Genomic DNA, 25,654 nt, shown 5'->3' on the forward strand with positions numbered 1-25,654 from the left:
GTAAGGCAAATAGTAATAATTATAACTCGATTTTTGAATTATTATAGGATAATCAGAAATCATTTTAATAAAATAATACAAATGAAAGTAGATGTGTTACTTGGATTACAATGGGGAGATGAAGGGAAAGGAAAAGTGGTAGACGTTCTAACACCGAAGTATGATTTGGTAACCCGTTTTCAGGGAGGTCCGAATGCTGGTCACACTTTGGAGTTTGCTGGAGAAAAATATATTTTGCGCTCTATTCCATCCGGAATATTTCAGGGTGGAAAAATGAATATTATCGGAAATGGAGTAGTTCTGGATCCTTTGCTTTTCAAACAGGAAGCAGAAGGTTTGGCCGCAAGCGGTCACGATATCCGTCAGCAGTTATGTATTTCTAAAAAAGCCCACCTCATTTTACCTACACATCGTATGTTGGATGCTGCTTATGAGGCAGCAAAAGGAGATGCTAAAATTGGTACGACAGGAAAAGGAATCGGACCGGCTTATACAGATAAGGTTAGCCGGAACGGCATAAGGGTAGGAGATATCCTGCATAATTTTCCTGAAAAATATGCAAAGGCAAAAGCAAAACACGAAACAATACTGAAAGCCCTGAATTATCAATACGATATTACAGAATTGGAGAAAGAATGGTTTGAGGCTATCGAATATTTGAAACAATTTGCTTTGATTGATAGCGAACATGTCATTAATAATTTGCTGAAAGAAGGTAAGACCGTATTGGCAGAAGGAGCCCAGGGGACTATGCTGGACATCGATTTCGGTTCTTACCCCTTTGTTACTTCTTCCAATACAATTTGTGCCGGCGCTTGTACAGGCTTAGGCGTTGCTCCCCGCCGGATCGGAGAAGTATATGGTATTTTTAAAGCTTATTGTACCCGCGTAGGGAGTGGCCCCTTCCCGACGGAGCTGTTCGACGAAGTAGGCAAAGCCATGTCTACTTTAGGACATGAATTCGGTTCCGTAACCGGTAGGGCCCGTCGTTGCGGATGGTTGGACCTGGTTGCTCTGAAATATGCTGTCATGATTAATGGGGTAACTCAATTGATTATGATGAAGAGCGATGTCCTGGATTCTTTTGATACCATAAAAGCTTGTGTAGCTTATAAGATTAACGATGAGATTACTGAAGAGTTCCCCTATGAAGTTACCGAAGGGATAGAACCTGTATACGAGGAATTCCCTGGCTGGAAAACAGATATGACAAAGATGACTTCTGAGGATGAATTCCCGGAAGAGTTTAATGCTTATGTAAGCTTTATAGAGGAACAGACCGGAGTCCCGGTAAAAATTGTATCTGTCGGCGCCGATCGTGAACAAACGATAATGAGGTACGAAGAATAAGATATTATTTTAAAGGATTTGATGAATAGAAGAGGATTACATTAATTATGTGATCCTCAAATAAATGAGTGGAAAAGTGTTCCTGCTGGGGCAGAAATGATGGGGTGTTATAAGTTTTCCATGATTTCCTTCCAGCTGTATCCCCTGTGATAAGTGGAGTTTTCAATATTTATATTGTGGGGTTGTGTGAATATATATCGTTCTCCTTGGAAATATGAAAGATTTTTAGGATGATCGTCTAGCATGATATTTCCCGTAATACTGTCCTTTTTTCCGCAAAATACCAGCTGACGCCAGGAGATGAATGGAAAATGTTCCTTCAGTCATGCTTGTTTATCATCCAGGCAATTCAGGAACTCTGTAGCTGAGGATACAATCAGTACGTCGTATTTTTTATTCAGGTATTGCAGTCCTTCAACGCTTCCTGTCATGACAGGAGCATAACGGAAAAATCCTTTTGAACTGACAATCGATTTTAAATTCGGAAAAGCGGAATACTCTTCTATACCGTTTAAATCCTGCGGAGTGATGTGAATTCCACGCCGGGTGTATTCCTGCTCAATTAATGGGACGTTCTGCTATCGAAGTGGTGTTCTTTGGAGGGACGGTTTTCAGAGATTCACAAGTAACTGTCGGGGTTCCTGTATTTCAGGTATTACAAATGATCCGTGCCGACTGGTTGATTTTAGGTGTGTGCAGTGTTCATCCGAAGATCGGTTTGTCCGTTCCCGACAGAGAAGAATCAGTAATCAAACGGTTGATGTTGGAACGGGCCTGCAGAACAATTGTTCTCGCAGACAGCCATAAATTAAATACGGCAGAGAGGTATATTATCGGTTCGTTGGGCGATATTGATTATCTGATAGTTGAGGACGGTAAAATCACTGAAGTGAAAGATTCTTTTTCAGGTTGTAATTGTGTCATCCTGTAAATTGGAACTAAACTGTCGTATCTGCTAGCCTGAAGTTTAAATTTAGCACCTTCCCCCGTCCCCGGGGGATTATCAATAACGGGAATATTCCTTGCTTTATCGGAATTTCCCAATCCCACTTTTTTATCGTATTTTTGTATTTTAAGAGTGATGGTAATTCAACGGGCCTACCCGTCTGTCGTGGAAGGTTGAATAGGGATTTAAGCAGGTCGTTGAGAAAGTAAATGAATGCAGGTCGCTGTCCGTTGTGAAAAAGTTACCTGTTTATTAATGAACATGAGTATGTTACAAAGTGTATTGCAGTTCCCGTTAACGGATCCGGTTTTAATATTTTCGGTATTATTGTTTATTATTTTGTTGGCTCCTATTTTACTTTATCGTTTAAAAATACCGGATCTGATCGGATTGATTATTGCAGGAGCCCTTATAGGACCGAATGGGTTGGATATTATGGCCCGGGATAGCAGCATCGAACTTTTCGGAAAAGTCGGATTACTTTATATCATGTTTGTTGCAGGATTGGAGATAGATTTAGCCGACTTGAAAAAGAATTATAATAAAAGTATGTATTTCGGATTGCTGACTTTTTTTATCCCGATGATCATGGGAACACTTGCCGGAATATATCTTTTGGATTTTAGCTGGCCGACTTCTGTTTTACTGGCCAGTATGTTTGCTTCCCATACTTTGATGACTTATCCTATTGTGAGTAAATATGGGGTGACTAAAAACCGGGCTGTAAATATTTCCATAGGTGGGACGGTAGTTACCTGTTTGCTGGCGTTGTTGGTTTTAGCTGTGATTGTCGGCATGTCTACAGGAGATATCAATGGACAGTTTTGGGTAAAATTAACGATTTCTACAATTGTATTTATTGCGGTTGTAGTGATTATTTTCCCGATGTTGGGAAGGTGGTTTTTTAAAAAGTATGAGGATCATATTGCCCAGTATATCTTTGTTCTGGCATTGGTATTCCTGGCTTCTTTTCTGGCGAAAGTGGCAGGATTGGAAGATGTGATCGGGGCTTTTTTGGCCGGTTTGGCATTGAACCGGTTGATTCCCAATACTTCTGCTTTGATGAATCGGATTGAGTTTGTCGGGAATGCCCTTTTTATCCCTTTTTTCCTGATTGGAGTGGGAATGTTAGTGGATTACCGCGTTTTTGCCCAGGGATGGGATTCTCTTTGGGTAGCCATTGTCATGTGTGTCATTGCAACTGCTGCGAAGTATATTGCGGCTTGGGTGACCGAGAAAAGTCTTCATTATACCCGGGATGAAGGACGGTTGCTGTTCGGCTTGTCTAATGCCCAGGCTGCGGCAACATTAGCTGCTGTTATGGTAGGATATCAGGTAATTCTCGGTACTTCTTCTACGGGAGAACCGATCCGGTTATTGGATGAGAATGTGCTGAACGGAACCATTATCATGATATTGGTAACTTGTACGATTGCTTCTTTTGTAACTCAAAAAGGAGCTCAGAATGTAGCTTTGGCAGAAATGGCAGGGGAAGAGTTAGTTGATAAGAGCGATACGGAAGATCGTATACTGATCCCTTTAAGTAATATAGAAACCGTAGAAGAATTGATTAGCTTGGGAGTCACGGTGAAATCCCAGAAGTGTAAAGCTACGATGATGGCTCTCAGTATTATAAAATCGGACAGCAATGACAGGGCTGCAGAGAAAAGGTCCCAGACCCTTTTAAATAAGGCAGCCAAGACCGCTGCTGCAACAGATGACGTGATTCATACTTTGATGCGTTATGATATAAATGTAGTGAACGGAATAAAAAATGTGGTAAAAGAACATAAAATAACCGATATTGTTTTAGGGCTACGTAAAGCTTCTGATATCACAAATACTTTTTTGGGAGAACTGGTTGAAGGGATTGTGGCAAAATGTGCTACCACTACTTTTGTATACCGGCCGGTACAACCTTTGTCAACCTTGAAAAGATACATTATGCTGATTCCGGAAAATGCAGAACTGGAAGTCGGTTTCCCTTATTGGTTAGTGAGAGTATGGAATATGGTTCGCAATACAAATAGTAAAATCGTTTTTTACGGAAATGCAGCTTTACTTTCTATTTTAAAAGACGTACAAGCCAGACATAATGTCAGTGCGGAATTTATTGAATTTACCAACTGGGATGATTTTCTGATCATATCCCGGGATGTGAAACCGGATGATGCTTTAATGGTTGTGATGAGCCGTCGTAATTTTTCTTCTTATTCCAGACAGATGGCTTTGATTCCGGCTTATATGAATAAATATTTTCAAACCAATAATTGTGTATTAATCTATCCCGTACAAATGGGCGTCGGGGAAGAAGAAACGGGAACTTTCCGGAGTATTTCAATGGTGCATAATGCAGAAGGAGAGGATTTAGCCAGTGTACTCCGGCGTTTGTTCAAAAGAAATAAATAATATGGTTTATTGGTTTTTACAACTGCATGTGGTAAAATCTGTTTTATATTTAATCCGTATTTGACGGGTATTTGTTTTTTAATTCTATAACAGATATGCCTCTTTGTTGATAGGGTAATATTTTCGCCTTTTATCTATACCGGACAAATGAATAAAACCGGCCGAAACTTATGCTCCGGCCGGTTTTATTTAACTTAAATAAATTATTGACGGCGGATTTTCAGAGCCTTAGCCGTTTCTGCAGCTGGAATATTCGATCCGTTGGAACGTTTGTCGGTAAACTCTACTTTTCCTTCATAGTTTCCGGAGATTTTATAACCTTTGTCGGTGGTAAAATTGAGGACGAAACGATACCCTTCAGTAACTTTCGAAATTGTTACCGTACCATCTGTAATACGACCGTAAATCGATTCATAGCTGTCATTCCGTTCTTCGCAATAGGTGCCTAAAGGAAGTACCATGCCCATAAATTCTTCATCATAACCCGGCAGGAATGTACCCGGCTCAGAGGTTTTAGAAGCTGTATAAGTACCTTCCTGTAGTTGCATCTGTTCAGATAATGCTGTCGAAAGATCGAGGGATACAAGGTGTCCGGCTTTTGAAAGGTAATCGGAACCTTCGGACACTTTAGGCTCTACATCGTAAAGGTTTACAATACAATTATCGACGCGGGAAGTGCCGTAATATGCAGCCAGTGCCCGTATAAAATTTAATCCGGTAATGTCTTTTTCAATCTGAGGAAGGCCTTCCGGTACTTTCGCCTTATTTTCGATATTTAATGTACCACTGTAACTGGCCGTGAATTCTTCGTCGGCTGTGGTTGTAAGATTGGCTGTGATTGTATAGTTGGTACCGATTAAATCAACTTCGATTGTTCCGGCTTTGAATTCAATTTTCGTGATTTTGCCTTTACCGTTGTTGACCATGCAAAAAGTCTTCTCCGGTGCAAAAGTATTCATACCGTAATTGGTGTTGTATCGGTAGGTACGGGCAGGAAGAGTGATGTTGTCAAGATTATAAGGGGAAAATTGATACAAGTCGAAGCTCATGGTACGTCCTGCGCCCACAGTTGTATATACACCGTCGTTCTCTGTCGTTTCTGCATCTGCCAGTACGAAATGATATTCAGCATAACCGGTTTCATGGATATCTCCGTAATAGGCACCGGCCACTTGACGGTCGAAGACGGCAGGACCGCTGATTATAGCGTCTGTCGTCATCTCGATAAACGGGACCTCAGAAAATACCTCTTTGTTTGCTGCAGCTACTGCAATCACATAAGTGGTGTTTGCATTCAATTCCCCAACCGTCACTTCTCCGGCCTGGACAATTGCCGTCCCGTTTTTGATGATTTCTTCAGCATTCGGTAAAAGCATCTGCGCATCGGTTTTTTCCTTGCAAATATAAGCTGCTTTTTCGGCATTGGTCAGCGTTACATGGAATGTAAGTGTATCTGTTCCGGTTGTACCTTCCGTCAGCGTAACGACTGGTACGGGGGTCGGTGTCAACGTACTCATTTCGATGGATTCTACTTTTCCAAAAAGATCTTCCCGCTCTGCAACGGCTGAAATACGGTAGGTTGTACCGGCCTTCAAGTCTTCGATTAAAACAGTATCGGATACGGACAAGGATTTCCCGGAAGCAAGTATGTCCGAAACACTTGGTACGGATGCATTGCTTTCCGTGTAAAAGTAAGTACATTTATCTGCATCTTTAAGCTCAACTGCAAATTTCAGCGAATTTTGGGTAACTTCTCCGGCAGTAAGCGTTAAGGTTGGTTCTACAGGTGGGGTTTCTTCTGTTTTGTCATCGCTACATGCATTGAAGAAACAACTGCCTCCAATAATCAGGGCAATGACCCACGTGAAAGGTTTTTTTATCATAATCTGTGATTTTTAGCCTGTAATTAACAAGCTTGTGAATGAATAATAGGTTTTTGTTTTGTTGCTGTTACAGGACGAATAATATCGTTAGACAGGAAACGCAACAAATTTAATGTTTTCGCCGATAAATAATTAAAATTTATATATTTATTTGAATGGTTTTTTTTGTCTGGAAAATTAGTAAAACAAATCCTCAAATGAACAAGTAGAGAAAAAGGGAAAATACGGAAAGTATAACTGATGTTCAGTAAAGAAATGAAAATTCTTAATTAGAAAGGTAAAATAAATAAGGGGGCTACTTCCCCCTTATCGGTATAAATTGTGATTTCCTCTTTAAAGACAGTTTTTGCGAATTAGCCTTTATTTGTCCAATACTTTTTTTATTTGGCGTTTTGCCAGGGTGAGGGGAGCAAGTGAACAAGGACCGTTAATACATCCTCCATCACAGGCCATTACTTCCACGAATTGGGCTTCTGGCTTTTTTATCATGGTTTTTAACAGGGCTTGGTTTTTCTTATCTAATCCTTCTACGGCCATAGTAGTCACCTCATTCCCTACTGCATTGGTAATGGCATCGCGGACTCCTCCGGCTTGGGCAAAACCCCTTCCGTAACGGGTTACACCTTCATTGAGATCTTTTTCACTGCAATTGGCTACATTAATATCGTAAGCGACCATAAAAGCTCCTAATTCTTCAAAGCTCATCACATAGTCCACTTCCGTTACGGAGTCTGCTTCGTAGCGTTTTGCCAGACAAGGGCCGATGAAAACAACTTCGGCTTCCGGATATTTTTCCTTGGCATAACGAGCAGCGTAGACCATGGGGCTGCGCGTGTCGGATACATACGGTTTGAGCATGGGCGCATGCTTATTTACCCATCCCGTATAAGCCGGACAACAGGAAGAAGTCATAAAAGAGGCTCCTTTTTCCATTCTTTCCCTTAGTTCTTCTGCTTCTTTACTGGCCGTTATTTCAGCTCCGAGCGCTACTTCAATGACATCGTCGAAACCAATTTGTTTGATGGCGGATAAAATCTGTCCGGCCGAAGCATTGAATTGTCCGTAAATTGCCGGAGCAACGATAGCAATGATTTTTTTATTCGGATGTGTGATCGTTTTGTGTATATCAATGATTTTAGAACGTTCCATGATTGCTCCGTAGGGGCAGGCCTGCATACATTTTCCGCAATAAATGCATTTATCTTTGTCGATATGCTCGATCCCTTCTTCGTCTTTGTCGATTGCTTTTACGGGACAAGCGTCCTGACAAGGTACCGGAGTATATACGATAGCATGGTAAGGACAAACTTTCTGACACAATCCGCAACTGACACAGTCTTCTGTACTAATAGAAGCTTTACCCCCTTTAAAAGAAATTGCCGTTTTGGGGCAATTCATTACACAGGGACGCCCTTCACAGCCACGGCAAAGATTTGTAACCGCGTATTGGGACTGGATGCAGGCACTACAGGCTTCGTGTACTACTGAAAGAATATTTTCTTTGGTATTTTTATTCGCCATAGCCATACGGGCGAATTCCGATAAGTGAATCAGATCGATTTCTTCGTCTACGATATCAAATCCCAGTATGGAAATAATTTTGTGTTTTAAGATATAACGGTCTTTATGCACGCAGCATCTGACCGGCTTTTTGTTGCGGGGACGCATTTCTACCGGCAGATATTTCAGTTTTGTAACTAACTCATCATTTTTTAATAATTTTACAATTCTGATCAGTAACTCCCGTTTGGTGAGCATTGCAAAGTTATCGTATAACATATGATATCGATTTACAATTTATGATTTAGCTTTTCAGATAAAAACTGTTGTCTTTTGTTTTAAAGGCTCAAAGGTATGTAATTTCCACATCTTTCAGGAATTTTGTCTCTAATAAATATTTGATTTTCTTTACAACATTCCTGCGGATTTCCAATTCGACCGGCAAATTCGGATCCTGATGTGCAATATTGATACAGGTACCTACGATAAAGGTTATCTGATCGCTGTTATGTAATAATTTGACCAGCTGCTCTGCGGCTCCTTCTGTTTGGGATTTCCCGGATTCTTCTCCCGAAAGAATCCGTTCTACCCGGCTCAATGTCAATATGCCTTCCGTAACCAGATCAATTCCTTCCATAGTGGAGAGAGGAGGCTCTTTTACAGAAATTTGACAGGGAAGGGCATTTACAGAAACGTGTAGTTCCCGGGCCAGAATGGAGGCGGTTGTGCCGCCGCAGATAACTTTTTTACCCCGGAATTCTTTTACCCGTATTGCCAGATAACTATCGTTCTGCGGATCATAAGGAGGACCGGTACATACCAACAAATTACGTGGAGTACGGTTATAGACGACACAACAACTGGCATCGTCTATTAAAGTATAACCATCATTTTTTTCAGCTTGAATGACAATACGGCGGGATAAATCTTCAGCAGAAATACCGGGCTGGCGGAGAAGCAGGTTTTGAATATAGGCCTCAATTTCCGTTTCCCACCCGGCCGGAAGTTTCTCCGAACCCATTCCGGACTGACTTACTCCATCCGTAAAACAGATCAAACGGTCTTCCTTTTCCAGACAAAATTCGGATATCCAAAGGTAAGAATCGGCTAAGTCGGAACGTTCGATCGGAATTCTTTGTTTTTGAATGTGTAAGCGCTCTCCTTTTCTGAAAAGATAAAAAGGAGGAGTTTCGTATTCAATTATCTTGGTATTTCCGAAACAATCGATATCCACTATACAAAACGTGGAATAACCGATTTGTTTTATTTCGTCTTTTGGGAGAGTATCGATAATTGACCGGGCCGTACGGAGTATGGTTTCATTCATTGCTGTATAATTCATCGCCATTGTCGTCGTCATGGCAGAAAGAACCCGCGCTTTTATGCCACTGCCGAGTCCATCCGATAAAACTCCTATAATTCGCCCTTCCCCTTTCAGTTTCTGTGACATAAAACTGTCGCCGCATACCGGATTCCCGGCTTTATTTTTTTGAAAATAATCGACCTCAATAAAAATTTCTGGAAGACTGTTCAACATACTGATCGTTTGTTTTGTTCTCTACGGATTATTCTTTTCCTTTCATTGTTTCCATGACTGCCCGTAGGGTCGCATCCGTATAAGCCGCATTTTCACCCAACAGGCAGGCAATTTTTTGTACGGTTTCCATATGTTTGCTTATCACCTCTTTGGTTTTTCCCATCATCCATTCTGTTTTACCATAAGGTTCCCGTAAATCCTGTAGAAGCCCGAAAACTAAACGATGAGGCTGAATATTGTAAATGGAAAGCATCCATATTTTCTCTCCTTCCCGGATTTGCCGTTCTATGATTTCTTTTCCTGTAGAAAGAGCAGCCCTGAACAGAGCGGAGAAGGAACAGATATCCTCCAGTGCTACTCCCTGCAGTCCGGGAGACGCATCGTATACCAGGGTTGTTTCTTCTCCCAGTAAATTGGCAGCATACCGGTTCATATCGACGATTTTCAGATTCAGGTCTGCTAAAATAACGCCGGCCGGAATTTTTTGCAGCAGAACAGTTGCTTTGTCATGGGCTATTTTCCGCATATAGGAAACGCACATGTTCTCTTCAGCCCTACCAGCCAGCAAAGCCCTTGCGAAATCCCTGCAATTATCATAACCGCAACCGCTACAGTTCAATTCATCGGCAGCCGAAGTCTTGCCGACTGCGGCTAAAGCCTGTAAAATTTCATTCTCACTGTAATGTTCTTCCTTCATTTGCTGATCTGCCTTATAATAATTGGTGAGCTCACACAAATCTAACCGTTTATCTCTGTCTTCTAAATCCGTTTTCCGGGTGACATCGTACCGTTTGATAGCTAAAGAAGAAGAACTCAGTTTCCCGGGTCCGTTTATACAGCCTCCTTTACAAGATAGAAGTTCTAAGAAAAGAGTATCTTTACGGGGAGAAGTGTCCAGGTTACGTATGACGTCCTGTATGTTTTCCATACCCGAAAATGCCATTTTTACAATTTTTTTGTCCTCTCCGTTTATACCTGCCAACATACCTCCTTCAACTGGATAAAGTGCTCCCTTCCCGGATTTGTAAGGTATAAACTGCATTCCTTCCCCTTTTTCTGTTTCCGGATGAATCCCTTCTTTTTCCATCCATAGTTTTAAGTCTTTAAAGGTGATGGCTATTTCTACCAATTCTTTAAAGTTATCGGCTTCTGTCTTTTTTCCAATACAGGGGCCGGCAAAAATAACCTTGATATCTTCCCCGTATTGTTTTTTTAAAAAACGGGCATGTGCAAGTAAAGGAGAAAATAGAGGGGTGATGGAAGAAATGTGGCCGGAAGCGTATTTCCGGATGTACTCTACTACCACAGGACAGGCGGAAGAAATATAAATACCACCGGGAGATTGCAATAAATATTCGTTTACAGCAGCAGATACCAATTCGGCTCCCAAAGCTGTTTCCGATACATCGCTGAAACCCAGACGCTTGATAGCAGCTATAAGGGAAGAAGCAGGTAAATCCCCGAATTCACTGGCATAAGAGGGGGCTAAAGAGAGTATAACCCGCTTATGCTGTTTGAGAATTTCCTTTACGGCCGGTACTCCGTCTCTGATTTTCTTTGCTCCGGTCGGGCATACCTGCGTACAATGCCCGCAATAGATGCAGCGTTCTGCAATAATATAAGCCTTGTTGTTTTCAATCCGGATAGCCTTTACCGGACATTCCCGTATGCATTTGTAACAATCCTGACAATTTTCAGGTTCTGTGTAAACTGGTCTTTGCTTCATGCTATCAATAAAACTCGTGGAATGGTGAAATATGCATTTCTTACAAATGTAAAAAAAAGGTTGCAATTTGTTTACGGATTCCCCTACTTTAACAACTTTGCAGAGAACAAAAAAGCCACCCGAAGGTGGCTTTTTAAAGTAAAAGAGGTATTTTATTTTTTATTTTTATCAAACATCCGTCTCAGATCGTAAGAAATCGGAGTGGCGACAAACAGGGACGAATATGTTCCGACGCAGATCCCTACCAATAAGGCAAATATAAATCCTTTGATAGAAGTACCGCCGAAAATGAAAATAGCAAGCAGTACTACAATTGTTGATAAGGAAGTACTGAAAGTACGTCTCAAGGTAGAGTTCAAAGCGGCGTCTGTAACGGACATATCATCCCGTTTCGGATAGAGGGTATGATATTCCCGGATACGGTCGAATACCACTACCGTATCGTTGATAGAATATCCGACTACCGTCAATATAGCGGCGATAAAGGCCTGATCAATTTCCAGGGAGAAAGGTAATATTCCGGAGAATATTGAGAATACTCCCATTACAATGATGACGTTATGGGCCAGACCGATGACAGCTCCGGCTCCGTATTGCCATTGAGAAAAACGGAACATGATATAGACAAAGATAACCAGCAAGGCCAGTACAACCGACCAAATTGCAGCACGGGTAATATCTTCTGCTACAGCAGGACCGACCTTTTCTGACATCTGACGATTAACTTCCAGGAATTGTTCCCGGCTGGTTCCGTCGGGTAAGTAGTCTTTTAAACCTTCATACAGTAAGGTTTCTACTTCGTCATCTACTTCCGTTCCTTCGGCATCAATTTTATATTTTGTCGTAATTCTCACCTGGTTTTCTCCACCGAATGTCTTTACTTCAGGGGCACTCCCGTATACTTCTGCCAGACTTGCAGCAACGTCTTCTACCTGTACGGGCCTGTCGAAAGTTACTGTATAAGTTCTACCTCCTACAAAGTCTATACCTTTATCCAGGCCTTTGGTAAACAGGAAAACGACAGAAAGAACAATTGCAGTGCCGGAAAGAATATAAGAAATTTTCCGTTTTTGTAAGAAGGGGAATTTTACATCCCTCAGCCAATTTTGTGTAAAGACGGTCGTAAAAGGTACATTGTCTCTCTTGCTGGAGGCGCGTTCCAGTATCAAGCGGGTAATGAAAATGGCACAGAACAGAGATGAAAAAATACCAATAATCAAAGTTGTTGCGAAACCTTTAATCGGGCCTTCTCCGAAATAATACAGGATAAATCCGGTTAATAAAGTCGTTACGTTACCGTCGATGATGGCCGAATAAGCATTTTTATATCCCTCTTTGATTGCTAATTTCAAACCTTTACCGGCCCGCTTTTCTTCTTCGATGCGTTCGTAGATCAATACATTAGCGTCTACCGACATACCCATGGTCAGCACGATACCTGCAATACCCGGCAGGGTAAGTACAGCTCCGATGGAGGCCAGAATACCAAACAGGAAAAATAAGTTCGCCAATAAAGCAATATCGGCAGCGAGACCGGCACCTTTACTATAGAAGAAAAGCATGTAAAATAATACCAATGCAAAAGCAATGATGAAAGACCACATACCGGTTTGAATGGATTCCTGTCCCAAAGACGGTCCGACGATTTCATCAGCAATAATACGGGCCGGGGCCGGTAATTTACCGGACTTCAGAATATTTGCCAGGTCTTCTGCTTCTTTCACATCAAAGCTACCGCTGATTTGGGAACTACCTCCTTTAATTTCGGAATGCACCGTAGGGGAAGAACACACATACCCGTCCAAAACGATCGCAATACTGCGTCCGATATTGTCTTTTGTCAAACGGGCCCAGGTTTTAGCACCTTCTCCGTTCATGTTCATAGATACAACAGGAGCACCTCCATTGTGATCATCGAAAGATTTCCGGGCATCTACCACTACACCTCCATCCAAAGGAGCCTTTCCATCACGGGTCGTAATTTTTATTGCATGCAAGGCGACCATATCTCCCATCGGTTTCATTTCCCATAATAAACGCGCATTACGGGGTATCAACGCTTTTACTTGCGGAAGAGCCAATAAAGCATTGACGGCTGAAGTATCTTTGAGATAAGCATATCCTATCGTGGATCCCGGCCGGAAAGAACCATCTTGTCCTTGTGCCGGAATGAGAAGTGAGAAAAGCGGGTTTTGTTTTCTCATTTCCTCTTCATTTATAGAATTAAGCGAATCTTTTGAAGTTTGTTCAATAAGTGCTTTTAAACCTTCGTCCGGAGTATCTGTTGTTACCGTTTCTTTTTCAAGCGTTTCGCTTAATTGAAGGGTATCTTTATTCAGGCTCAAAATGTCTGCAGAACGTTGCAGTTCTTTTACCTTTTCATTGATTTTGACTAAATTCTCGAAAAACTCTGCATTTTCATAAGTTTCGTAAAATTCGAGAGCTGCTGTTCCTTGTAAAAGTTTTCTTACCCGCTGAGCATCTTTGATACCCGGTAATTCAATATTGATCCGGCCAGAGATATCTGCTTTACGGATATTGGGCTGTGCAACCCCAAAACGGTCAATACGGGTGCGGAGAATATTGAAAGTGTTGTCAATGGCTCCGTCAGCTTCTTTACGGATCACATCTAACACTTCTTTATTACTGGCACCCACTTTAATCTTATCTTTTAACTCTACAGTACCAAAAATATCAGGAGAAGCCAACTGAGCATTGGGAGCAATTCTGGTAAATGCTTCCCCGAACAGCGTTACAAAATCTTTCGGACTTGTCGTACGCATCTTTACAGCCTCGTCTAATGCTTTTAAGAAAGCCGGGTCCTGACTGTTATTTGCGAGGCTCTTTACTACATCTACCACGTCAACTTCCATCGTAACGTTCATACCGCCCCGTAAGTCAAGACCTAACGGAAGTTCCAGTTCCTTACATTCCTTGTACGTAAATTTTACTAACCCCAGAAAGTTGTATACATTCTTGTTAGCAATAGAATCCAGATATGCTCTTTCTTTCTCGGAATCGCCGGCGGCATATATCCGGGCTGCTTTCTCCACCTGGGATGTTTTGAAAGTGAAAAACAACTGGTAAGCACTCACTAGCGCGAGCGCTATCGTGAGTAGTGTTATCGCTCCTTTGTTTCGCATTTTAAAAATTGTTTTTTATATTACTTAAACTTTATTTGTTCTTCCACGAAGATTTAATGCGCAAAAGTATAATATTTTTTTGAAATAATCACTGTTATTTCTGATTTATCCGAAGTTGATATTTAAAAAAGAAGTCGTATGTCTGAAAAAGATCTGGAAATAAGAAAGAGAAAATGAGGAAAGAAAAACGATGTAAACGAACTTCTTTATTCAGGAAAAACAGATGTTTTATTCCAGTTGGCTGATTGTAAGAGTTAAATGAGGGTAATCGATAATGACGCCCTGTCTGATACAGAAGTCCGAACCAAGTAAACCGATTATTTTCCTGTTTAAATGTTTTTTATACATTTTGTTGACATATTCCAGGTCGATAAGGGCAATGCATATTTTTTTCAGTTGAACGGGCCCCAGTTGAAAGCTTTTTGTATGCATAACCTGAACATCGTTGATTTCTCCGGTAATGCTGCCCGATTGAATTTTTATTTCTTCATCGGGCTCAGGGGGATTGGGGAATAACTGGCGGTCAGCAACTGTAACGGAAGCACCTGTATCAATAATCATATCTCCTGCGATGCCGTTAATGGCAACCGATACCAGAATATGATAGCTATGATCTTCCAGCTCAACGATCTCAATAGGTACTGTAATCGGAACGGTCTTTTTTCTTCTCATTTTTGTTGTCGCAATAATGGGGAAAAGTTGGCGGGCTTAAATAAGGAAGCCGTGGGCAAGGAAACAGATGGCAGTGTTTTTTGCTCACGGCTTTACGATTTCTTTTCCGGATTCATTTCGAATTCAGAAATAGAAGATATTAGAACATTTTCATGTCATCCAATACTTTCATAACGTTCTTAACGGCAGCGGCGGATTTTTCCAATAGTTGCCTTTCGTCATCGTTTAATTTAACTTCGACGATTTTTTCAATACCGTTTTTACCCAGGATAACGGGTACGCCCAAATAAATATTTTCCATACCGTATTCTCCGTTCAGCATGGCGCAAACCGGGAATACTCTTCTGGAATTCCGGATAATAGCTTCCACCATCTGTGCAGCAGCAGCTCCGGGAGCATACCAGGCAGAAGTACCCATAAGTTTAACTAATTCACCTCCTCCGACTTTTGTCCTTTCGATGATCGCATTTAATTTTTCTTCATCAATTAACTCCGTCACGGGAATGCCTGCAACAGTTGTATAACGGGGGAGCGGAACCATTGTATCTCCGTGTCCACCCATTAATAAAGCCTGAATGTCTTTCGGGGAAATGTTTAAAGCTTCAGCCAAGAAAGCTTTGTAACGGGCTGTATCCAAGATCCCGGCCATACCGAATACCCGTGAAGAGTCGATTTTAGCTGTCAGATAGGCACAATAGCACATTACATCCAAGGGATTGGAGACAATGATAATTTTGGCATCCGGAGAATGTTTGATAATGTTTTCTGTTACAGATTTCACAATACCGGCATTCGTTGAAATTAAATCATCACGGCTCATACCTGGTTTACGCGGCAGACCGGAAGTAATTACAACTACTTCTGAATTCTGAGTTGCCGTATAATCATTGGTGACACCTTTAATGCGGGTATCATACATATTAATAGGAGCTGTTTGCCACATATCCAAAGCTTTCCCTTCGGAAACACCTTCCTTAATATCCAAAAGAACCACTTCATTGACAATGTCTTTCTGAGCAATACAGTTCGCGCATGTTGCACCAACATTACCTGCTCCAACAACTGTTACTTTCATTTTGAAATAATTTTTATAGTTATACGTAAGATTTTTATCTTTTTTAGATCCCTTTCTTATCGACGTCAAATTTAGGCCTTTTTTTTAATATCCGCTAATAATATTAGAGAATTTTTTCTTTAATTTTTTTAGCATTTAATGTCTTTTTTTGAAAATAAAGGAACCAAAGCGGAAGTAGGGTTCCTTTTAAAATGCTGGAAAGGGTTATACTCCACCAAATCCCGTTTAAACCGAGGGAAGGAAAAGAGCAAAGATACCAGGCTAGCGGGATTCTGGCTCCGGTAAACAGAATGCCTGTAAGGGAGGGAGGAATCGTACGTCCGCATCCGTTAAAAGCGCCTTGGGTAACGAGTTCTGTAACCATGAAAAGCTGAGATAATGCCAGTATTTTCAGATAAGTTCCTCCTGCTTCCACGGCTTCTGCTTCGGGAATAAATATACTGAAAATTTCCCGGTTAAAGAGGAAAAAAAGAATACCGGCTCCGAGTCCTATACTGCCTGCAATATACAAGGTAAGCCGGTATCCTTTGCGGATGCGTTCGTATTTTCCGGCTCCGAAATTCTGACCGACAAAGGCAGCTAAAGCTGTGGAAAAACCAGTAGCCGTCATCCAGGAAAGAGCTTCTATCTGAGAGCCTATGCTTTGGGCTGCTACTCCAATGGCTCCCCAGCGGGCTGCCAAAGCAGCAAGTGTCAGGGAAAACATCGAAAATAAAGCATTTTGCAGACTGACGGGTAAGCCTAAAAAAATAATCCGGCCGGCCGTTTTTTTCTTTAAAGAAGTAAATAAATACATTTTTCCTAAAGGAAAACGATTGGAAAATATCCGGTAAGCAAAGAAAGAATACACGATCAGCTGGGCCAGAACGGTAGCTATTGCTGCTCCTGCAGTCCCCAAACGGGGGAAGGGCCCGTAACCGTAGATAAATAAAGGGTCGAGTACGATATTGGCCACTAAACCGATTGCTGTAATCCGGAAAGGGGTTTTACTGTCTCCCTGTCCGTTATAAATACCGCTGAAGGTATTATTATTAAACTGAAAAAAGATACCGGGAGCAACAATTTGCAAATAATTTACGGATAGTGAGGAGATAGAAGTATCAAATTTAAAGAAGCTGATGAGAAAATGAGCGGAGACATAGGTAAAAATAGCATAGCCCAGGCCAATCAGAGCAGAAAGTGTGAGGGCATGATTGGCATAGATGGCAGCCCTTCCTGTATCCCGGGCTCCGATGGATTGTGAAACGGTAATTTCTGCACCGGTTTTGGTCATATAAGAGAGGGCATTGGAAAGCCATACGAAAAATCCCGCCGCCCCGACTGCAGCAACCGCATCACTACCTAAATGTCCCAGCCATAACATATCCGTCATGCTGTATGCCATCTGTATGAAAGAAGACGAAATCAAGGGAACTGCCATAACATACAGATTACGGACGATGCTCCCCTGAGTAAGATCCGTTATTTTTCTCATAAGACGATTTTTCAGTGTGGCTGCAAAGTTAGGAAATTATTGAAAACTGAAAGTTGAAAATTAAGATTTACTTTGTACTTTTGAGCCTCTTTTGTCTAGAACGTTGCGTATGGAAACATTTGTTATGTAATTTATTGGAAGTGTTTGTTTAGTATGAAGCATAAATTAAAACTGAAAAGAAATGAAAAAAAATATTGTAGTTATTGCAGGGGGGAATTCTTCCGAATATGAGATTTCTATCAAATCCGGTCATCACGTTTATGCCGAAATAGATGGAGAACGGTTTAATAAGTATCTGATGATTTTGAGGGGGAGGGACTGGCAGGTTGAATATAACGGACAAAAATATAAGGTTGATAAAAATGATTTCTCTTTTGAATATGAGGGACAAAAGATCGCTTTTGAATATGCTTATATCACAATTCACGGAAATCCGGGAGAGAATGGAATGCTGCAGGGATATCTGGATATGATGGGAATTCCTTATTCAACCTGCTCCACCTTAGGCGAGGCCCTTACTTTTGATAAATACACTTGTACCAATTATTTGCAGGCATTTGGCATTCCTACTACAAATCCGGTTATTTTATTCCGGGGAAAGCAGTATGACCGGGAAGCTGTTTTGAAAGCAGTAGGGCTGCCCTGTTTTGTAAAACCGAATGCAGAAGGGTCCAGCTTCGGGGTTTCGAAAGTGAAAACAGCCGAGGCTTTCGATGAAGCTCTGGCTAAAGCTTTTGAAAAATGTCCGCAGGTCCTCGTTGAAGCTTTTGTAGACGGGACCGAATTTACTTGCGGATTATATAAAGCAAAGGGAAAGAAAATAATTTTTCCTGTAGCCGAGGTCGTACCTAAAAAAGAGTTTTTCGATTATGATGCAAAGTATGATGCCAGTCTGTCGGATGAAATTATCCCGGGACGTTTTCCGGATGAAATTACAGAAAAAATACAAGAAATGACTTCTGAAATATATGATATACTGAGATGTGAGGGAATTGTCCGGGTAGACGGATTTGTTCAGGGGAATGATGTCATTATGCTGGAGGTAAATACTACGCCTGGTATGACAGCCAACAGTTTCATTCCTAAAATGGTGAAAGTTGCGGGAGCCCGGTTAAAAGATGTCCTGACAGAAATTATCGAAGAGAAATTGTAAAAACAGTTCTCTATTCACTAAAAATAGCATATCCCTCAAAACGGTATGCTATTTTTTTTATCTTTCCATGTAAAGTAAGTTAAAAGTACGAATAATGAAGCGAAAACTGGGGAAAATAAAAGAGGGAGTGAAAATCATAATAAGTTGATTTTTCATTCCCTCTGGTGAACTCGGCGGGAGTCGAACCCACAACCTCTTGGGCCGTAACCAAGTGCTCTATCCATTAAGCTACGAGTCCGTTGCTTTGTAAAGCGGTGCAAATATAGAGGAGAGATTTTTATTTTGCAAGTTTTTTGTTGTTTTTTTTGAAAGGAAGCATTTTGGTGTTGTAAAAATAACAAAATTAGCAGAAGAACACTTAAATGATTATATTTGTCAATAGATTGGAAATGTATGGGAGTATGAAACAGATTTTTAAAGGTATTTTTCATCGGATGAAAGTGAGCGCTTTGTTAAAGAAAATGGAGGAGACGAAACGGGATAAAGAATTTCACAATGCGGATACGATGAAAACGGCATTGATCTTTTGGGTTGCTAATGCACAGGATACAGAATGGATAAAGACATTGACCAAAGAGTTGAGAGGAGTGAAAATTGATAAGCTATGTTTTGTTCCGGATTCTTTTTCCTATACTCTTCATAAGGACGTTGTATATGTCCGGAATGAAGATTTGGGGTTCGGAGGGAAAATATTGAATACAGGTGTTTACCCTATATTGAGTACTCCTTACGATTTGTTGCTGGATCTGTCTGACCGTTCGTCTGCTTTGATCGATTATATTTTAAAAACATCTTTGGCTAAATGTAAAATCGGAAAGGTAAAAGCTGATTTTGAATCGGATATTATGCTAGAGGGGGTCCGGGATACTGGAGAACTGGTCGCAGGAATTGTACAGGTTTTATCGGAATTAAAAAAATATTGATATGAATTTTTACACGGGTACTGGTGTCGCTTTAGTGACTCCGTTCAATGAAAAAGGAGAAATTGATGAGGTTTCGTTGCGTCAATTGGTCCGGGAAGTGATTCTCGGAGGCGTGGATTATCTGGTTGCATTGGGTACGACTTCTGAGGCGGTAACTTTAACGGCAGCCGAACGTTCTGAGGTGTTGACGATTATTTTGGAGGAAAACAATGGCCGTTTGCCCGTAATGATTGGTATAGGCGGTAATAATACGGCAGAAGTGATGAAAAATATTGAGGCGTTTCCTGGTATTCAGAAATATTGTGCCGTATTGAGCGTAACGCCTTATTATAATAAACCCTCTCAGGAAGGATTATATCGGCATTTTAAAACGTTAAGCGAAAATTCACCTATACCTGTTTTTTTGTACAATGTCCCGGGACGTACGGGGGTCAATATGACGGCGCAAACCGTTATACGGCTTGCTCAGGATTGTCCGAATATTGCCGGAATAAAGGAAGCCAGCGGGAATTTTGAACAGGCCACTGCGATCCTGAAACTTAAAAGAAAAGATTTTGCGGTCGTTTCCGGAGATGATGGATTGACATTGCCCTTGATGGCGATCGGTATGTGCGGTGTAATTTCAGTAGCTGCGAACGTTTGTCCTGTTGAATTTTCGACTTTGGTTCGTCTGGCAAATGAAGGTAATTTTAAAGCTGCGGCAGACATACATCTTCAGTTAGCCGGTTTATGTAAGGCTTTGTTTGCAGAAGGAAATCCGACCGGAATAAAAGCTGCATTACAGATAAAGGGAACGATCCGTCATAATTATTTACGGCTACCCTTGGTGGCTGCCAGTGAAGAATTGTGCCGGCATTTGAAAACTTTGCTTCAGGAATTATAAAGAGGACCTTTTTCAAATCTTTTTTCACGAATAGGTAAATGCTTTACAGAAGGAAAAAATGCGGGAAATTTCCGTTTATTTTTCTTTAATCCCGGCTTTAGGTTATGATTTTAAGAGCAGCAGGCGGAGGAAGAGAGAAGCCTTCAGTCCGGATTTCCGGTTTCCTGTTGATTGTTTTGTGCCTTAACGGAAAACCGAACATCCTTTCCGGTTTTAATCGATATAGCCGGGACGGGAACGGTTGATTCTTTTGTTCCGGTTGATCCGGAAACGGATTCCCGCATAACCGAGAGTCAGGATGATCGGTAAGAAAAAATTGAAGTATTTCAGGAAATTCTTGGCATAATCGTCAATGGGCTCCAGGGTGGCGAAAGTTGTAAATTTATTCCGGAGCTTAATCAGACCGGAATTATCTGCCAGCCATTCAATCGAATTAATAGCAAAATTGATATTGTCTGTACGCAGGGGATGTGCAAATATCCCGACATCGTTAATCAGGAAGTCGGCATCTGTTATCGTCACGATAGCGCTGTTGTTGTCTTCATTGGTCAGCAAAGCGGCTACAATATTATGTGGACTGTTGAAATCCCGGCGTGTCCATTGTTTTTGCAGGTTGAAAAAAATCGGGGCTTGTTGCCTGCCGGAAATAGAAGAAGTCGTGGCCAGAGGTGTAAAAATATACGTTGAATTCGTCTTGACCTGTTGAATACTGCTGGCAAAAGGTAATAATATGGCATTTAAACCATGGGTGATAGTGTGTTTGCTGAAATTGGTAATGATAGGGAGATAAGGAAAACTGACGCTGCTTTGATAACTCATAAAACCATTATGCTGGTTTACAGTAATCGTACCACAATTATTGTCTACGACAAAGTCATAGAGAATTTTTAATCCTTTTGTTTCCAGAAGGTCTTCTATGCCTGTCCAGTTAATAAAGCCGTTATTCTGACTTTCGTTAATTTGCCCTACTGCATGGTTGAGGGCCACGAATAATCTTCCTCCGTTACCTAAATATTTGTCGATCTGCTCTCTTTCATAGGGGCTATAAACATCTTTCGGATCGATAATACACAGAACATTGTATCGTTCCAGCTCAGCAGTAGAGAACAAATCAATAACCGAAATATCTGTCAGATGAGACAATTCATTGATCAGTTGGGGCATTTGTCCCAGAGAAGCTTCCCGGTGGCCTTTAATGAATCCGATACGGGGTTTTAAAGTATCCGAACTTTGTTTTAAAAGCCGAGTAATTTCGTATTCTAAAGGGGTATTGTGATTGATAAAAGGGATGACGCTTTGTTTATTACCTACATGAAAAACAGCTCCCATAAAAATATTCTGAATTTTTTCCAGATCCCTTTCGCTGATTTCCACCAGAAGGGGCTGAATCCCTGCTTCTATAGCTTTTTGCCCCGTTTGTTCATTATTAGGATGTAGGATATTAATAGTAAAATTAGCATTACTCAACGATTTATATTCTTTCAACAAATAGACAAATTCTTTCGCCAGCTTTTTTAAATCCTGCGGTAAATCTTCGGTTACATAAAAATCCACAGTGATGGGATCAAGCGTATTTTTTACAACAGTTTTACTTACTTTACTCAGGGAATAACGATTATTGGATGTAAAATCAATCCGGATAAATACGAAAGACATTCCGATATTCACCAGAAGGATGCAGATGATGATATATATATTATTTCGTATAAGCTGTTTCATGAAATAGTCTTAAAACCGGGTTTTGCAAATAAATAATTTCGATAAGGACAAAAAGAGTACAATTACTGAAATAAAGTATATAAAATCCCGGGAGTCTAAAATTCCCCGGGAAAGGGAATCAAAATGTTCGGAGATAGATAAATACGTAAATAAACCTGCCAGAAATCCGGAACCAATTTGCTGGGCTAAAATGCCGAATAGCAATTGAAAACAAAGTCCGATCCCCAGGCTTATAAAGAATGCTGTTACCGGAGTTTTGGCAAAAGAAGAGGCAAAAATGCCTATGCTGATGTAACAGGAACTGATACAGATCAAGCCGAAGTAACCTAAAATAACCGCTCCGTGATCGATATGTCCTAAAAAAGCCATGGTGAAGTAATAAGGTAAAGTTAAAACTAAAGCGATCAGAATGATAAAAAGCTGTGACCAGAATTTTCCTGCGATGAGTTGATTCGTCCGTATCGGTTTTGTCAATAAAAGTTCCAGGGTTCCATTCTTCTTTTCATCGGCTATCGACTTCATGGTTAAGGCATGGATGAGGAAAAAAGTCGTCCAGTTAATTACTGTGAAAAAAGGCATCATATTTGCCTGTCCCAGGGAAAATATATTCGATACGGATAACCAGCAGATAAATCCACAGATACAAAAGAATAAAAGATAACCCGTATAAATGCTCCAGGAATTGAAAGCATTGTTGAGCTCTTTGCCTATGATTATTTTAATGGTTCTCATATCGTTTAAAACAATAGACTCGATGATAAGCAGATTAATTTTGTGTCACTTGCTGAAAAATATCTTCCAACCGTTTTTCTACCGGGATCAATTCTTTTATATACCATTGCCGGGTTTCACAAATATGGAATATTTCCTTTTCAATGTTATTTTTACGCGAGGTTTGAATCCGGAAACTATTTTCTCCCGTAATTTCGATATCTTCTAAATTTTCCAGAGTTGTCAACGTTTCGTAAATCGTGTTCGTATCTCCTCCTTTAATCGTAATTTTGAGTAATTTATCCGTACTGGATTTACGCAATTCAGAAGAAGTCCCGTCTGCTACGATTTTCCCCTTATTGATAATCAATACCCGGTCGCAGGTCGCTTCTACCTGTGCCAGAATATGAGAACTGAGGATAATTGTTTTTTCTTTCCCGATCGATTTAATCAATTCCCTGATCTCAACAATTTGATTCGGATCCAAACCGGTTGTAGGTTCATCCAGGATAATTACATCCGGGTCGTGAATTAAAGCCTGTGCCAGTCCGACGCGTTGTTTATATCCTTTCGAAAGTTCCCGTATGTTTTTTTGTTTTTCATTTTCCAGTCCGCACATCCGCAACATATCCAGTACCCGGGCTGTAATTTTATAATGAGGAATATTGTGTATTTTGGCAATGAAAATCAGAAAGTCAATGACGTTCATTTCGTCATATAAGGGATTGTGTTCCGGAAGGTAACCAATATGCTGCTTGATTTTAGACGCATGCTTCCGGATGGAATATTTTCCTATTTGTACATTTCCCGTATCCGGAAATAGGAAACAGCTGATGATTTTCATTGTCGTCGTTTTCCCGGCTCCATTGGGTCCTAAAAATCCCAATATTTCCCCCTTTTTCACCTGGAAAGAAATATTGTCAATAGCCTTTTGCGGACCGAATGATTTCGACAAATTTTCTACTACAATATCCATAAAGCTGCTTTTAGATTGATACAAATATAATTACGGCAAAGCATAAATGGACTGGTTTAACAAACTTTAACCGCCCTCCGGCTCTTCTTAAAAAAGAAATTAAATTTTATAGATTCAAGTGGGAAAATGCAGGGAATTGTTCCTTTTTGTTTGTAAAAAGTATAAATAAAAGTAACAAAATTTATAACTATTTCACGAGAAATGATTACCGGGAGTAAGCTTATATGAGAAAAATAAAGGGAAAATACGATTTTTGGAACTTTTGCTTTAAAAGACAGAATGAAATAAGTTTAAATAAAGCTGTCCAAAAACTCTTTTCTTCTGACAATAACCGGACATTTTCCTTAAAATTCCGATGAGTACTTTACTACAGGACGGGAAAATTATAATTCCCCTTTCTTCTTTCTATAAAGGCAGAACCTATCGGGACAAGGATGTCTGGAAACTGACATTTGCCGGTAAAGAATTTTTGGACAACTTCCTGTTTATGACACAAAATAATGAATTCGCTTTGGTCTATAGGAATCCTCTATTCGTTTAAATACGAACGGTCTGAAGACTCCCGGATTAAAAGTTCACAATTTACGACTTCTTCCCGGACTTGTGCGTGTTTGGGATTTAAAATCTGCTCAAAAAGTAATTCGGCTGCTATTTCTCCGATTTTTTCGGGAAATTGGTTCACTGTACTGACCGAAGGATTCATATAGCGGGAACGTTTGGTATTGGAGAAACCGAATACAGCAATGTCTTCCGGTATTTTCAATCCTTTTTCTTTTATGGCTTCAATGGCGCCTATAGCCATATCATCATTGATCCCGAAAATAGCGTCCGGAATATTTTTTAAGTTTAATAAACGGCTGGTTGCCTCTTTAGCAGACTTTACAGAGAAATCTTCACATCTGACGATATAATCTGTGTTGATTTCCAGCTTGTTAATCGTCATCGCTTTCAAGTATCCTTTCATGCGGTTTTTGCCGATGGACATGTGTTCCGGTCCGGTAAGAAGGGCGATTTTTTTCGCTCCGCCATGGATGAGATGCTGGACAATTTTATATGCGGCATCTGCATCGTCTGCAATGACTTTGGAAACATCCAGCTCTTTGGTCGTCCTGTCGAACAAAACCAGTGGAATCCCTTGATTCTGTATGTTTTTAATGTGCTCGTAAGAGCTGGTCGCTTTTGAAATAGAAAGGATAATTCCATCGGCCCGGTTGGCCAGAAAGACGTCGATATTTTTCTTTTCTTTTTCAAAGCTTTCATTTGAAGAAGCTACCAGTACATTATAACCGTATTTATCGGCTACTTCTTCCACTTTTTTGACGACAGTTGCAAAAAAAGTATTTACGATTTGCGGTACGACAATACCAATCGTATGGCTTTTGTGAGTTTTCAGTGCTACTGCAATGGGATTGGGTTTATAACCCAATTCTTTGGCAAGGGTCTGGACTCTTTTCCGGGTCTGCTGGCTGATTTCCGGATTGTCTTTTAATGCACGGGATACCGTGGATACGGAAATATTTAGTTTTGCAGCTAAATCTTTAATGGTGATTGCTTTTTGTGTCATATTGGTTTGT

Annotated in this window: 19 protein-coding genes and 1 tRNA gene; 6 read left to right on the forward strand and 14 right to left on the reverse strand. The window is 40.6% G+C overall.

Annotation, left to right across the window (positions count from 1 at the left end; translation table 11 throughout):
- The first annotated feature begins 81 nt into the window (after positions 1–81).
- On the forward strand, positions 82–1,350 hold the full coding sequence (locus tag Q0465_RS00600; RefSeq protein WP_298611330.1) for an adenylosuccinate synthase: 1,269 nt from the start codon (positions 82–84) through the stop codon (positions 1,348–1,350).
- Between the two features lie 107 nt (positions 1,351–1,457).
- On the opposite strand, the gene Q0465_RS00605 is transcribed toward Q0465_RS00600, so the two are convergent.
- Positions 1,458–1,673, reverse strand: a complete 216-nt coding sequence (locus Q0465_RS00605; RefSeq protein ID WP_298611467.1) for a hypothetical protein — start codon at positions 1,671–1,673, stop codon at positions 1,458–1,460.
- A 242-nt stretch (positions 1,674–1,915) separates the two neighbouring features.
- On the opposite strand from Q0465_RS00605, the gene Q0465_RS00610 reads away from it, so the two are divergent.
- Both Q0465_RS00610 and Q0465_RS00615 read left to right on the forward strand, forming a co-directional pair.
- The gene (locus Q0465_RS00610; RefSeq protein WP_298611333.1) at positions 1,916–2,281 is read left to right on the forward strand and encodes a hypothetical protein; all 366 of its coding nucleotides are present in this window, start codon (positions 1,916–1,918) and stop codon (positions 2,279–2,281) included.
- Positions 2,282–2,557: 276 nt separating this feature from the next.
- On the forward strand, positions 2,558–4,705 hold the full coding sequence (locus tag Q0465_RS00615) for a cation:proton antiporter (RefSeq protein ID WP_298611470.1): 2,148 nt from the start codon (positions 2,558–2,560) through the stop codon (positions 4,703–4,705).
- A 203-nt stretch (positions 4,706–4,908) separates the two neighbouring features.
- On the opposite strand, the gene Q0465_RS00620 is transcribed toward Q0465_RS00615, so the two are convergent.
- From Q0465_RS00620 to Q0465_RS00655, 8 genes are all read right to left on the reverse strand, one after another.
- Entirely contained in the window at positions 4,909–6,588 is a 1,680-nt protein-coding gene (locus Q0465_RS00620) for a hypothetical protein (protein ID WP_298611336.1), read from the reverse strand.
- Positions 6,589–6,948: 360 nt separating this feature from the next.
- A complete protein-coding gene (locus Q0465_RS00625; protein ID WP_298611339.1) occupies positions 6,949–8,367 on the reverse strand; it encodes a monomeric [FeFe] hydrogenase in 1,419 nt (472 codons plus the stop codon).
- Positions 8,368–8,434: 67 nt separating this feature from the next.
- The gene (locus Q0465_RS00630; protein ID WP_298611342.1) at positions 8,435–9,625 is read right to left on the reverse strand and encodes a SpoIIE family protein phosphatase; all 1,191 of its coding nucleotides are present in this window, start codon (positions 9,623–9,625) and stop codon (positions 8,435–8,437) included.
- Between the two features lie 28 nt (positions 9,626–9,653).
- Positions 9,654–11,351, reverse strand: coding sequence for a [Fe-Fe] hydrogenase large subunit C-terminal domain-containing protein (locus Q0465_RS00635; protein WP_298611345.1), 1,698 nt, complete (start codon positions 11,349–11,351; stop codon positions 9,654–9,656).
- 152 nt (positions 11,352–11,503) lie between these two features.
- The gene (secDF, locus tag Q0465_RS00640; RefSeq protein WP_298611348.1) at positions 11,504–14,494 is read right to left on the reverse strand and encodes a protein translocase subunit SecDF; all 2,991 of its coding nucleotides are present in this window, start codon (positions 14,492–14,494) and stop codon (positions 11,504–11,506) included.
- 228 nt (positions 14,495–14,722) lie between these two features.
- A complete protein-coding gene (locus Q0465_RS00645; RefSeq protein ID WP_298611351.1) occupies positions 14,723–15,166 on the reverse strand; it encodes a retropepsin-like aspartic protease in 444 nt (147 codons plus the stop codon).
- Between the two features lie 139 nt (positions 15,167–15,305).
- Positions 15,306–16,241, reverse strand: coding sequence for a malate dehydrogenase (mdh, locus tag Q0465_RS00650; protein ID WP_298611354.1), 936 nt, complete (start codon positions 16,239–16,241; stop codon positions 15,306–15,308).
- Positions 16,242–16,344: 103 nt separating this feature from the next.
- Positions 16,345–17,715, reverse strand: a complete 1,371-nt coding sequence (locus Q0465_RS00655; protein ID WP_298611357.1) for an MATE family efflux transporter — start codon at positions 17,713–17,715, stop codon at positions 16,345–16,347.
- Positions 17,716–17,896: 181 nt separating this feature from the next.
- Here Q0465_RS00655 and Q0465_RS00660 point away from each other — a divergent pair, with 181 nt between their 5' ends.
- A complete protein-coding gene (locus Q0465_RS00660) occupies positions 17,897–18,868 on the forward strand; it encodes a D-alanine--D-alanine ligase (RefSeq protein ID WP_298611360.1) in 972 nt (323 codons plus the stop codon).
- A gap of 162 nt (positions 18,869–19,030) precedes the next feature.
- Here the strand turns inward: Q0465_RS00660 and Q0465_RS00665 are convergent.
- Positions 19,031–19,106 (reverse strand) — tRNA-Arg (locus Q0465_RS00665).
- Positions 19,107–19,269: 163 nt separating this feature from the next.
- Here Q0465_RS00665 and Q0465_RS00670 point away from each other — a divergent pair.
- Together Q0465_RS00670 and dapA are read left to right on the forward strand one after the other, a co-directional pair.
- Positions 19,270–19,791, forward strand: a complete 522-nt coding sequence (locus Q0465_RS00670) for a hypothetical protein (RefSeq protein ID WP_298611363.1) — start codon at positions 19,270–19,272, stop codon at positions 19,789–19,791.
- Position 19,792: 1 nt separating this feature from the next.
- Positions 19,793–20,674 (forward strand): 4-hydroxy-tetrahydrodipicolinate synthase, encoded by an 882-nt coding sequence (gene dapA, locus Q0465_RS00675; protein ID WP_298611366.1) that lies wholly within the window; start codon positions 19,793–19,795, stop codon positions 20,672–20,674.
- A 213-nt stretch (positions 20,675–20,887) separates the two neighbouring features.
- Here dapA and Q0465_RS00680 read toward each other — a convergent pair whose 3' ends face one another.
- The 4 genes from Q0465_RS00680 to Q0465_RS00695 all read right to left on the reverse strand — a co-directional run bounded on the left by Q0465_RS00680 (position 20,888) and on the right by Q0465_RS00695 (position 25,644).
- A complete protein-coding gene (locus Q0465_RS00680; protein WP_298611369.1) occupies positions 20,888–22,393 on the reverse strand; it encodes a GldG family protein in 1,506 nt (501 codons plus the stop codon).
- Between the two features lie 9 nt (positions 22,394–22,402).
- Entirely contained in the window at positions 22,403–23,125 is a 723-nt protein-coding gene (locus Q0465_RS00685; protein WP_298611372.1) for an ABC transporter permease subunit, read from the reverse strand.
- A gap of 34 nt (positions 23,126–23,159) precedes the next feature.
- Positions 23,160–24,080 carry an ATP-binding cassette domain-containing protein gene (locus Q0465_RS00690; protein WP_298611375.1) on the reverse strand — a complete coding sequence of 307 codons (921 nt, stop codon included), beginning with the start codon at positions 24,078–24,080 and terminating at the stop codon, positions 23,160–23,162.
- A gap of 529 nt (positions 24,081–24,609) precedes the next feature.
- On the reverse strand, positions 24,610–25,644 hold the full coding sequence (locus tag Q0465_RS00695; RefSeq protein ID WP_298611378.1) for a LacI family DNA-binding transcriptional regulator: 1,035 nt from the start codon (positions 25,642–25,644) through the stop codon (positions 24,610–24,612).
- Positions 25,645–25,654: the final 10 nt, after the last annotated feature.

The organism is uncultured Odoribacter sp. (assembly GCF_937966165.1).
GTDB lineage: Bacteria > Bacteroidota > Bacteroidia > Bacteroidales > Marinifilaceae > Culturomica.